At 68.3% G+C, this 12,662-nt stretch carries 5 protein-coding genes; 1 reads left to right on the forward strand and 4 read right to left on the reverse strand.

From position 1 onward, the window contains the following. Positions 1-28: 28 nt before the first annotated feature. From IE302_RS29330 to IE302_RS29340, 3 genes are all read right to left on the reverse strand, one after another. Positions 29-970, reverse strand: coding sequence for an LLM class F420-dependent oxidoreductase (locus IE302_RS29330; protein WP_191257659.1), 942 nt, complete (start codon positions 968-970; stop codon positions 29-31). Further along, complete coding sequence (locus tag IE302_RS29335; RefSeq protein ID WP_229907986.1) at positions 967-8,016, reverse strand: type I polyketide synthase; 7,050 nt, start codon at positions 8,014-8,016, stop codon at positions 967-969. The genes IE302_RS29330 and IE302_RS29335 overlap by 4 nt, the downstream gene beginning before the upstream one ends. 72 nt (positions 8,017-8,088) lie before the next feature. Then, positions 8,089-9,675 carry a DHA2 family efflux MFS transporter permease subunit gene (locus tag IE302_RS29340; RefSeq protein ID WP_191257660.1) on the reverse strand — a complete coding sequence of 529 codons (1,587 nt, stop codon included), beginning with the start codon at positions 9,673-9,675 and terminating at the stop codon, positions 8,089-8,091. A gap of 332 nt (positions 9,676-10,007) precedes the next feature. On the opposite strand from IE302_RS29340, the gene gdhA reads away from it, so the two are divergent. Continuing rightward, a complete protein-coding gene (gene gdhA, locus IE302_RS29345) occupies positions 10,008-11,366 on the forward strand; it encodes an NADP-specific glutamate dehydrogenase (RefSeq protein WP_191257661.1) in 1,359 nt (452 codons plus the stop codon). A gap of 19 nt (positions 11,367-11,385) precedes the next feature. On the opposite strand, the gene mycP is transcribed toward gdhA, so the two are convergent. Then, positions 11,386-12,621, reverse strand: coding sequence for a type VII secretion-associated serine protease mycosin (gene mycP, locus IE302_RS29350; RefSeq protein WP_191257662.1), 1,236 nt, complete (start codon positions 12,619-12,621; stop codon positions 11,386-11,388). Between the last annotated feature and the right edge of the window lie 41 nt (positions 12,622-12,662).

Consider the following 12,662-nt stretch of genomic DNA (forward strand, 5'->3'; position numbering starts at 1 on the left):
AGGACCCGCCCGCGTTCGGCGCCCACGGCTAGACGACGAACGATCGGGCGAAGTCCGCGACCTGCCGTGTGCTGGTCGGATCCTCGAAGTAGAGGATCAACTCCTGTACCCCGGCTTCCTCGAAGGCGGCGATGCGCCGCTTGACCGTGTCCAGCGTGCCGACCAGCCCGTAGGAGCCCAGGTCACCCGGGAAGACGAAGTTCGACGCGGCCGGGATCAGCGCCCTGGCTTCCGCGGCGCTGTCCCGGATGATGCAGGGCGTCGTGACCGTGCGTTTGATCGTTTCGTAGTCACGGCCGACGTCCTGACAGTGGGCTCGCAGTACGTCGAACTTGTGTTTCGCGACTTCGGGGGAGTCCATGATGTTGCAGGCGTCGCCGTACTGGGCCACGAGACGCAACGTCATCTTCTCGCCGCCTCCGGCGACCATCAGCGGGATATGCGGCCGCTGAACCCCTTTCGGCTCGTTGACCGCGTCCTGGATCCCGTAATACCGGCCCTCGAAAGTCGCGTGCTCCTCGGTCCAGAGAGCCAGGATCACCTGGATCGCCTCTTCGAGTTTGCGCAGACGGCCGGCGGCGGTGCCGTACTCGTAGCCGTACTGCCGGTGGTCGGTCTCCAGCCAACCCGCGCCGATCCCGAAATCCAGCCTGCCTCCGGAGATGACGTCCAGTGTGGACGCCATCTTCGCCTGCAAGGCCGGGTTCCGGTAACTGTTCGCGGTGACCAGCTGACCGACCCTGATCCCGGTCGTCTCTCGTGCGAGCGCGGTGATCAAGGTCCAGGCTTCGAAGACCATGTCGGTCGACGGCTGGACCGTGGTGAGGTGATCGGGTACGAGCAAGGCGGCATAGCCGGCGTCGTCGGCCAGTTCGGCGATCTCCATCAGCCGGGCGTACACCGCGATCGGATCGCTGAACCCGGCGAACTCACGGGCGAAACCGGTGGGCAGAAAGATGCTGAACCTCATCGCGTTTCCCCATCCTGGAGGAATTCGGTGATCCGCGCCCACAGACCGGCCCAGGCCGGGTCTTCATGATCGATGTCATGTCCGAGTCCGGGCACGGCGATCAGATCAACGGACAGTCCTTCCAACTCTCCCCACCCGGCCAGTTCCTCGGACTCCTCGAACGGGGTGACCGGGTCGGCGTCTCCGTGAATCAGCAGCAACGGCGCGGCGACGTCGCCGAGCGCACTCAACGGCCGCCGTTCCGGGGCGGCGAAGTACTTCTCGATCGAGACCGGATCACTCTCCGCACGCGGCGGGAGCAGCGACCCCGGACGTTCCTGGTTCGCCTTGACGAACCCGACGGGATCGTAGAACCCCATCAGCAACACGCCGTGCCGCCACAGATCGGGCCCGCGTTCCAGCGCGAGCAGTGCGGAATACGCCCCGCGGCTGGTGCCGAGGATGTCGATCCGTGACTCGTCGATCTCGGGCAGGCCGGCGAGGTACCGGGTCGCCTCGATCACGTCGTCGATGTCCTTGCCGCCGATCTCGGCCAGCGCGCGGAAATCCGGTCCGTGGCCCGGTGCGCCGCGCTGGTCGACGAAGAGGACCGCGAATCCCGCGGCGTTCAGCGGTGCGTGGGCACTGGTGTGCCGGTAGTCGCCTTCGGCGGTGAGGACGCCGCCGTCACCCGGGAGGCACACCACCACGGCCGGATGCGGGCCCGGCCCGTCGGGCAGACTGAGGTGGCCGTACACCACCTTCCCGTCGGCAGACGGGATCTCGTGGACGGTCAGGCGCTCGGTCGCCGGGATCTCGGCCTTCGCCCGGTCGAGTTGGTCGCCCAACAGGTCGGTGAGCACGGCGACGCTAAGATTCCGCTGCAGCCTCGCCGACGGGATCGCGACGCCGAGATGCTTCTGCAGCAGCACGCGGAGTTCGACGGCGGTGAGCGAGTCGACGTCCACGGCCTGCTGGTCGCCGAGCTGTTCCGCGCTCAGACCGGTCGTGCGCTCCAGCAACGGGGTGACGAGCGCCGGCAGTAACGCGGCGCGCTCGTCCGGGCTCGCCTCGCGAAGCCGCTTCGCCGGCGATTCCTGCCCGGCGAGTTCGGCGTCACCGTCCGCGGCGCCGTCCGGCACCACGGCACGGAACTTCGGCAGCGCCGCCAGCTGCCGATTGGCACGGGACCACCGCGGCCAGTCGATGTCGGCGACCGAGACCTCGGTCGGCCGGGTGTGGAGCAGCACCCCGAGTTCGGCGACCAGCCGCGAGGGCGCCATCCCAACGTGTCCGTTGCGCCGCAGGACGTTCCCGACGTGGCCTTCACGGCTGACCGCGACACCTACGTCGTCGATCATCCCCCAGCCGACGCTGATCGCCGGCAAGGCCTGCGCGCGCCGATAGCGGGCCAGCCCGTTGAGGTACTCGTTCGCCGTCGCGTAGGCGCCGGCGCCCAAGGCTCCGATCTGCGCGGCGACCGAAGAGAACAACACGAGGAAGTCGAGGTCGTCGCCGAGGGTTTCCTCATGCAGGTTCCAGGCACCGTCCGCCTTGGGCCGGGTGGCCTTGACGAGCCGGTGGCCGTCGGTGTCCGCGAGCACCACGTCATCGAAGTCCGCGGCGCCGTGCACGATGCCGCGGATGGGCGGGAGGTAGTCCCGGACCCGGGCGAGGAAGGAACGTACCTGCTCCCGGTCCCCGACGTCGACCTTGTGCACCCGCACCTTGACCCCGCGCGCGACCAGGTCGGCAACGTCCTGGGCCGCGGCGGAGGAAGTGATCCCGTTGCGTCCCGCGAGCACGAGGTACCGGGCTCCGTGGTCGGCGAGCCAGCGCGCCACCGTGCGGCCGAGGCCACCGAGACCACCGGTGATCACATAGGTGGCGTCGTCCCGGATCGGCCGGTCGGGCAGCGTCGCCGCCGGCACCCGGACCGGTTCGCCCGCCATCCGGATCACGACCTTGCCGTGGTGTTCGGGCCGCGCCATCCGCCGGAACGCCTCATCCACCTCACCGGCCGGGAATTCCGTGCACGGCAGGGGAACGATGGCGCTCTTGTCGTAGAGCTCGACGACGGCGCGCATGCACTCTTGGACGTAGTCCGGCCGTAGAGCCATCATCTGGTCGTAGTCGAAAGAATGGAACGACAATGCCCGCCGGGTCGAGGCCAGCCGGACGGCGTGGTCGGCGACGTCCCCGGGTTTGCCCAGTTCGACGAACCGCCCGAAGGTGGCGAGCGTCCGGAGGTTGGGCTCGATCATGTCGGCGGGCAGGGAATTGACGATGACGTCGGCCCCGGCACCGTCTGTCCAGTCGAGGATGTCGTCGGCGAAGGATGTGGACCTCGAATCGGTGACCTTCGCGAAGCCTTCGCGCCGCAGTATCTCCCTCCGCTGCTCGCTCCCTGCCGTGACGAAGACCTCCGCGCCCAGCCAGCGCGCGATCCGCGCCGCGGCCAGGCCGACACCACCGGCAGCGGAGTGGATCAGCACACGTTCGCCGCGCCGGACTCCGGCGAGCCGGACCAGGGACAGGTACGCCGTGACCGCGGGGAGCAGAGAAGCGGCCTCTGCGTGTGACAGTGTCACTGGCTTCTTCGCCACGCGGATCGCGTCCAGGGTCACATGCGACACGAACAGGTCCCGGCTGTGGACGAACACCTCGTCCCCGGTCCGCAGGCTGGTCACCCCCTCGCCGACGTCCACGACCGTGCCCGAGCACTCCAGGCCGAGGGTCTTCCGGGAGTGGCTGCCTTCCACGGCGCGTGGGGAAAGCAGCCCGGTCCGCTTGAGCACGTCCTTGAAGTTCAGGCCGACGTGCGAAACCTCCACTTCGACCTCGCCGGGGCCGGGAGGACGGCGGGTGGCCGCGACGAAGCCGACGTCGTCTCCAGGTCCTTCCAGCGCTCGCAGACGCACCGGTATGCGGTCGGTACGAACGAGGACGTGGTCGAGTTCGGAAGCCTCTTCGGGCGGCTCCAGCCGGCGAACGAACCGGCCGGCGGGCCGGATCGCGACCTCGTCGAGCCCATCGTGCGTGAGTTCGGTGAACAGCGCGTCGAGCAGCCCGTCGTTCGCGCCGGGCCGCAGATCGGCCGAGGCGACGTCGACGAGCCGGCAGCGCAGTTCCGGTCGCTCGGCGGAGACGACCCGTCCGAACCCCCACAGCGACGCGGCGGACGGCGCGCTCGTGGGGTCGTCGCCGGAGACACTCTGGGCGCCGGAGGTGACCAGGGTCAGTTGCCCGGCCTCGGGGGCGAGTTCCTGGACTAGCCGCAGGGGCGGTGCGACCGGACCACACGCCGGCGATTCGTCGCCCTCGCCGTCTTCGACGTAGACGACGCCCCGGCAGGGACGGTCACTCTCCACTTCGGACACGACCTGTTCGAGCCAGCCGCCGTCTGAGAGATCCGTGCGCACCACGTCGCCCTCGCGTTCGGCCAGCCCCCGGGCGATCTCGTCGGCCAGAGCCGAGGCGCCCACGACGACCCAGCGACCCGCCGCGTTCGCGTCGTGCTCCAGCGGTTCCCGATGCCAGGCATGTCGGTAGAAGAGTTTCGGGGGACTGCTCTTGGCTTCGGCCAGTCGTTCGGCACGCAGACCTTCCACCTCGGCGACGACTTCGCCGTCGTCGGTCACCAGGGTCAGATCGCATTCGATCGTCCCCGCCGTCTCGGTGGCCCGGCCGCGGGCGTGGATCCACAGCGAAGAGCCAGGCGACCGGAAGAAACGGAGCGCGCCGATGCGGGCCGGGACGTAGGTGCCGGGTTCGACCTCACCACCGAGCAGGTGCGCGCCGATGATGGCCGCCTGCAGCGCGCCGTCGAGCAGCGCCGGATGCAACCGGTGCCCTTCCTGATCGACCGGGTCGAGCAGCAGCTCCCCGAAGACCTCGCGGGTCTGCCGGCGCCACCACATCTTCCGCACGACGCGGAACGCCGGGCCGTACTCCAGCCCGGTACCGGACAACCGCGCGTAGACGTCGTCGTGGCCTAGTTCCGGAAGGCCTTCGGTGAGCTCGGCGATGCTCGCGGTGCGCGGCTCCACGGCGCGCGCCTTGGCCAGATGGCCGTGCCGGAGTTCGGCGTGCGACGTCCAGAGGTCGTCGTCGGGCTGGGCACGGCTGTGCAGGGTGAGCAGCCGTCGCGCCGGGTCCCGGCCGACGCGCAGCGTGGTCACCGACGCGGGCGGCAGTTCGAGAGGCCGGTGGAAGACGACGTCTTCGAGCAGGCATGGTTCCTCGTCCGGGAACGCGGCCAGCGCGGCCTCGAGATAGCCGGAGCCGGGGAAGACCACGGAGCCGCCGACCTTGTGGTCGACGAGGTACGGGAATGCCGCCGACGACAGCTCCACCTCCCGGATCGGCCTGGTCCCGGCGACGGCGTGTCCGCTCAGCAGCAGCCCGCCGGACCCCAGCCGCCGCTGCCGGGACGAGGCCGACTCGATCCAGTGGCGTTCGCGGTGCCATGGGTAGCGAGGCAGCTCCAGCTGCTCTCGGAGCCCGGGGTGGACCCGTTCCCACGCGGGTTCGGCACCGGCCTCGTACAGCGAGCCCAGGGTCTCCACGAGCTGCTCCCACTGTGGCCGGTCGCGCCGCAGCGAAGCCAGCCGGATGACGTCGCCGGTGCGCTCGGCGAGCGCTTCGTCGATCGCCGAGGCCAGCACCGGATGCGGGCCCACTTCCAGGACCGCCCCGATGCCGCGGGTGAGCATCTTGCGGAAGGCGTCGGCGAAGCGCACCGGCTGCCGGACGTTGCGCCACCAGTGGTCCGCGTCGAATTCGTGGCCCTCGACCTGATCACCCGTCACTGTCGAGAACAGCGGCACCTTCGCCGGTCGCGGGCGGATGTCCGCCAGCGCGGCCAGCAGCGGCTCGCGGATCTCGTCCATCTGATGGCTGTGGTAGGCCACTTCGACGCGCAGCGGCTTGACCGGCGCTCCCAGCGCGGTAAGCGTTTCGCTCACCTTCGCCACGGCTTCGCGGTCGCCGGCGATGGTCGTCGCGTGCGTGCTGTTGACCGCGGCCACGGTCGCCCCGCCCACCAGATGCGGGGTCACCTCGTCCACCGGCAGGCCGACGGCCGCCATCACGCCGCGGCCCGCGAGCCGTGCTTGCAGGTTCGCGCGGTGGAAGCTCACCGTGAGCGCCTCTTCGAGGGAATACACGCCCGCCGCGTAAGCCGCCGCGACCTCGCCCACACTGTGCCCTGTGATCACAGAGGGCTCGATTCCCCAGTCACGCCAGAGCGCGGTGAGTCCCGCCTGGACCACGAAGTTGGCCACCTGCGCGTACACCGTCGACGTCAGGCGCGATTCCGCCTCCTCGCGGGACAGCTCCTCGCGCATCGAGAGGCCGAACCGGGCAAGCACCTCGTCACAGGCGTCGACGACTTCGGCGAAGCGTGGTTCCTCCGCCAGGAGTTCGCGGCCCATGCCCCACCATTGGGGGCCCATCCCGGTGTAGACGAACGCGATGGCGGGCCGGCTCGTCCGGTCCGGCGTCAGTTCGGCGCTCCGGAGCTTGTCCACCGCCTCGCCCCGGTTGCGCGCGACGACGGATGTCCTCATCGGATGGTGCTCGCGCAGCCGTGAGGCGGCTCGCGCGATCCTCCGCAGCGCCGGGCCGTCCTCCTGCTCCAGTAATTCGGCGTAGGACTCCACGAGCGACCGCAGCGCCTCCGGGCTCCGTGCCGAAAGCGGAAGCAGGACCTGCCGTCCGTCGTCGAGCTCGGTGTCCTTTGCGGACTCCCTTGGCCACTGTTCGAGAATGGCGTGCGCGTTGGTCCCGCCGAAGCCGAACGAGTTGACCCCTGCGCGTCGCGGGGTGTCCCGGTCCGGGAACGGGATCGCCTCCGTCGGCACCCGGATCGGCAGTTCGTCGAACGGGATCTTCGGGTTCGGCTTCTCGAAGTGCAGGTTCCGCGGGATGATCCCGCGCTGCAGGCACAACGTCGCCTTGATCATCCCGGCCACTCCGGCGGCGGCCTCGGTATGGCCGAAGTTCGATTTCACCGAGCCCATCCAATGCGGCCCGGCCGAATCACCGAGTACTTCGCCGATGGCGATCGCCTCGACCGGATCCCCGGCGGCCGTGCCGGTGCCGTGCGCCTCGAAGTAGCCGACCGACGCGGGTTCGACCCCGCCGACCTGACAGGCCCGTTCGATCAGGGTGCGCTGGGAATCCACCCGCGGCACGGTGATCCCAGGGGTGCGTCCGTCCTGGTTCACCGCGGTTCCCCGCACGACCGCGTGGATCCGGTCGCCGTCGCGCACCGCCGCGGACAGCGGTTTCAGGAGTAGTACGCCCGCGCCTTCCCCGCGAGCGTAGCCGTTGGCCCGGTGGTCGAACGACTTGCACCGGGCGTCGGGGGAGAGGAACTGCCCCTTGGACATGAGGATCGAGGTCGCCGGGTTCACCATGACGTTCACCCCGCCGGCGATCGCCAGTTCGCAGTCACCGAGCGCCAGTGCGTTGCACGCCTGATGCACCGCCACCAGGGACGAGGAACAGGCGGTGTCGACGGTGAACGCCGGACCGCGCCAGTCGAAGGCGTAGGACAGCCGGGCCGCCAGCATGGTCATGCTCACGCCGGTCGGTGTGGCGGCGCTGACCAGGTGCCGATTCGCCTCGGCCAGCTGCAAGGTCGCCGCGTCGAAGGTGAAGCCGCCGATGTAGACCCCGACGGTGGCGCCGGTGGTCGAACCCGGTGGGATACCGGCGTCCTCGAAGGATTCCCAAGTGACTTCGAGTAGCAGGCGTTGCTGGGGATCCAGGGCCGCGGCTTCCCGCGGTGGCATCCCGAAGAACCCGGCGTCGAACGAGTCGACCGGCGTGTCGAGGAAACCACCTTCCTTGACGAACATGCGTCCCGGTGTCGCCCGATCGGCGTCGAAGTACTCCGAGATACGCCAGCGATCCTCCGGGATCCCGGTGATCGCGTCGGTCCCGGATTCGAGCAGTGCCCAGAATCCTTCGGGATCCTTCACATCGCCTGGGAACCGGCAACCGATACCGATGATCGCGATCGGTTCGGTGGCTTCGGACATGATCGGGCTGGGCGCCATACGCTGACTTCCTTAGAGGTCACTGAACCGGTGGGGAGTGAGGAAAGTCGTGCTGGTGAAAGCGATGCCGGGTTAGCGGGAAGCCGGGACCACCGGCACCGTGCGGCGCACCGTCACAGCCGCGACCATGCCCAGCAGCAGAACCGCCGCAGGCAACAGCAAGGTCTGTCTCGCGGCGTCGGTGAGTCCGAAGTGGATCGATTGAGAGAACAGTTCCGTAGCGCGCGCGGTGAGTTCTGACGGCAAGCCCGGTACCACCGGGGCGCCCTCGCCCGAAACGAACTCGCCGGCGGACGCGGCCGCCTTCGTCGCGGTTTGGATGAACGACTGCCGGTACTGTCCCGGCAGTCCTTCCGCCGCGGCATTCGCCTCGGTGGTGAGAGAAGCGGTGATCCGCGCCTGCATGAGGACGCCGACCGCGGCGCTGCCGAGCACGCCACCGACCTGACGACCCGTGTTGAAGATGCCCGACGCCGCGCCCATCAGCTGTGGTTCCACCGAGCCCATGGCCAGGTTGCTGACCGGTGCGAGGATCAGGCCGAAACCCATGCCGCACACCAACAGCGCGGGTAGCAACGCCCACGGGGAAGTACCCGGGGTCATCTGCAGAGCGAGGACGGCGAGTCCGGATGCGAGAGCGCCGAGTCCGGCGAGGACCAGGTACCTGCCGCTGACCCGGTCCGAGAGGCGGCCGACGAACGGGCCCATGAGCCCGGTCAGGAGGGCCATCGGCGCCGTGAGCACCCCGGTCATGGACGGTGTCAGGCCCAGCACCGACTGGAAGTAGATCACCAGCGGGAGGATCATTCCCGTCATCGAGAATCCGACGGTGGCCCATACGATGGTGCCCGCCGAGAAGTTCCGTGCCCGGAAGACCCGCAGGGGTACCAGTGGTTCCTTCCGGTTGACGCGCTGCCAGAACACGAAAGCCCCGAGCAGTACCACGCCGAGTCCGATGATCTCGGACACCGAGATCGAGCCGAGCACGGCGCCCCAGTCGTACTTTTGCCCATTTTGGACGCCGAAGACGATGAAGAACAGGCCCGTGCCGGAGAGCAGGATGCCGGCGAAGTCGAATGAACGGGCGCGCTCCGGCCGCCAGTCCGGCACGAACCGCAAGGTGAGCAGGAAGGTGACCACACCGATCGGGACGTTGACGAAGAAGATCCACGACCAGCCGAGGTACTGCACCAGCACACCGCCGAGCAGTGGTCCGGCGATGGTACCCAGCCCGGCGACGGCTGCCCACAGTCCCATGGCGGCGCCGCGCCGGGCGGCAGGGAACAGGAAGCCCACGAAGGCGAGGGTCTGCGGGGTCATCAGGGCCGCACCGAAGCCCTGGACCGCGCGTGCGGCGATGAGTGTGTCGATGCTGCCGGACATGCCGCACCACAGCGATGCGAGAGTGAATATGGTCAGCCCGGCGAGGAACACCCGGCGAGGGCCGAAGCGATCACCGAGTCTGCTGGTGAACAGCATGAGGGTCGCGTAGGCGAGCAGATAGACACTGATCACCCAGACGATCGCGTTGAGGCTCGCGGACAGACCGCGGACCATCGACGGGACCGCGATCGGGACGATCGTGGTGTCCATTATGATCGTGAAAAAGCCCAGGCACAGCGCGGAAAGCGCTGCCCATGGCTTGACAATATTCGTCATCACTGTTCGTGTCCTAAGGTGAGGTTGACACGGGTCGATAGGCGCGAAACTCCTCAGAGTGAGTGCGTAACTGCCGTTGGTGAGATGGTCGCGGTCAAGTACCGCGATGTCGATTCCTTGCGGACTGGATTCGTAAATTCTTCTAGCGAATTTGCCTCATCGGGCACAGTGTTTTCCGGAGCACGAACGAGATAGTTCAGATGGAGCAGGGGACTCTGGGGCAGAATGGCGGCAACGCCGGGCAGAATCGTGATCAGGAAAGACGGGCGGAGTGACGCGTCCGGCATGGTGATCGTCCGGCCTCATGCCGGCATTTCCGCGGGAGGATAGCGATGGCCGTCGCCGACCATGTGGACCTACCGAAATTCATCGAGGGTGTCCGGAAGCGGAACCCCGGCCAGGACGAGTTCACCCAGGCCGTCCAGGAAGTGGCTGAGGACGTCTTCTCCTTCATCCAGGACAAAGAGATCTACCACGAGTACCAGATCCTGCGAAGAATGGCCGAGCCCGACCGGGTGGTCAGCTTCCGAGTCTGCTGGGAAGACGACGAAGGGAACATCCGGGTCCAACGCGGCTGGCGCGTGCAGAACAACAATGCCATCGGCCCGTACAAGGGCGGTATCCGGTTCCATCCTTCGGTCACCGAAAGCACACTTAAGTTCCTCGCGTTCGAACAGACCTTCAAGAACGCCTTGACCGGCCTGCCGATGGGCGGCGCGAAAGGCGGGGCGAACTTCAACCCCAGGGGCAAGAGCGACCACGAGGTCATGCGCTTCTGCCAGAGTTTTATGACCGAGCTCTACCGTCATGTCGGCGCCGACGTCGACGTGCCCGCCGGAGACATCGGTGTCGGAGCGCGCGAGATCGGGTACATGTTCGGCCAGCACAAACGGATCACGAACAGTTTCACCGGAGTGCTCACCGGCAAGGGGATCGAGTACGGCGGCTCCCTCATCCGGACCGAGGCCACCGGCTACGGAACCGCGTACTTCCTCGCCGAGATGCTGAAGACCCGGGGATGGGATTTCGAAGGGCGCACCGTCGTCGTCTCCGGCGCGGGCAATGTCGCCGTCCACGCCGCGGAGAAGATCACCCAGCTCGGCGGTACCGTCGTCACGCTCTCGGACAGTGAGGGATTCGTCCACGACCCGAAGGGTTTCGACGCGGACAAACTCGCCTGGGTCAAGGCGCTCAGGAACCAGCGCCGGGGCCGGATCTCCGAGTATGCCAAGGAGTTCCCGGAAGCGGAGTTCTTCCCCGGCCGCCCACCGTGGGCCGTGACGTGTGACATCGCCGTGCCGTGCGCCACGCAGAACGAGCTCACCGAGGAGGACGCGCGCGTCCTTCTCGGAAACGGCTGCGTCGCGGTAGCCGAAGGCGCCAACATGCCCTGCACGCTCGAAGCGGCCCATCTGTTCAAGTCCGCGGAAATCCTCTACGCCCCGGGAAAGGCCGCGAACGCCGGCGGGGTCGCCGTGTCCGGGCTGGAAATCAGCCAGAACATGGCCAGGATGTCCTGGAAACAGCACGAGGTCGAGCAGTTGCTCGTCGACATCATGACCGACATCCACCAGCGCTGCGTCGAACACGGTGGCCGGGCGGGGACGGGCCATGTTGACTACGTCCGCGGTGCCAACGTCGCTGGATTCAAGAAGGTCGCGGACGCGATGCTCGCCTTCGGGGTCGTCTGACCCTCCCGCAATTAGAGGACTACTTGCGGGGGTCAGGCGGGAATTCCACCACCCTGGCGGGTTTCCAGCCACGCGTCCGCCCGGACCGCACGAGCCGGGAACCCAGGAACGCCAGGAAGACGAGGATCGGCACACTGACCGCCGCGCCGACGGCGAGAAGCGGGCCGGCGCCGCCGGGCTGCGCGGATGGCGGCAAGGGAGCGAGTTCGGCTGTGACAACGGGTAAGCCGGTGCCGCTCTCCTCCGGTAGCACCGTGGTGACCGCCGCCGTCACGTTGACCGTGCCCCAGCCGAAACCCGGGTCCGGTACCTTCGCGGCCGGGCGATCGGCGGTCACTTCGAGCCGGTGCTTGACCTGCTCTGCGGACAGTTCCGGATGGTACGAGCGCACCAGGGCAGCGACACCGGCGACGAACGGCGCCGCGTAACTGGTGCCGCTGCCGAGCCAGTGCCCGGCACCGCGGGGTCCGACGCTCGTGACCCCGACACCGGGCGCGACGAGGGAAAGGAACTTCCCGGTCTGGGAGAAGTCCGCCTTCTTCCCGGACTCGTCGATCGCCCCGACCGCGATCACGGACGGGTAGGCCGCCGGATAGGTGACCGGGTCCCCTTGCTGGGCACTGTTCGCGGCCGAAGCCACGACCACGACGTCGCTTGAAGCGGCGTAGCGGACAGCTTCTTCAAGGCCATCGTCGGGCACCGAGGTGCTGGCCGAAATGTTGACCACCTTGGCCCCGCCGTCGACGGCGGCACGGATGCCATTGGCCATCTCGGTCGCGGTCAGGCTCGGCGGGGAGCCGTCCTGGCTCGCGACGGCGCATCGGATCGGCAGGATCGTCGCCTCCGGTGCGACGCCGGAGAAGCCCGTGCCCCGGCGGGAACCGGCACCGATGATCCCGGCGACGAAGGTGCCGTGCCCGAAACAGTCGTCGTCCGCGGGCTTGCGCTCCGGGGTCGTGACGTCGACCCCGCGTTTCACCCGGCCACCCGCGAGCTGCGGGGTGCCCGCGTCGACGCCCGTGTCGACCACGCCGACGGTGATCCCTGCGCCTTTCGTCAGCGACCAGACCCGGTCCGGCGCCAAGCGTTGCTGAGCCCACGGCGTCCCGGACTCGGTGCTGGTCGGCGCCGGAAGACAGCCCTTCTGGTTACTCGGAAGGGGTGCGGCGCTCTGCTGGGCTGAGGCCGGTGTCACCGGAGTCAGTGCCCACACCAGTCCCGCGACGAGCAGGCTCGCCGAAAACGTTTTCGTCATCAAAGCCTCAGCCTCCTCCTGGCTCAGTGCACCAACCGGGA

This window comes from Amycolatopsis oliviviridis (genome assembly GCF_014654365.1).
Taxonomy (GTDB): domain Bacteria; phylum Actinomycetota; class Actinomycetes; order Mycobacteriales; family Pseudonocardiaceae; genus Amycolatopsis; species Amycolatopsis oliviviridis.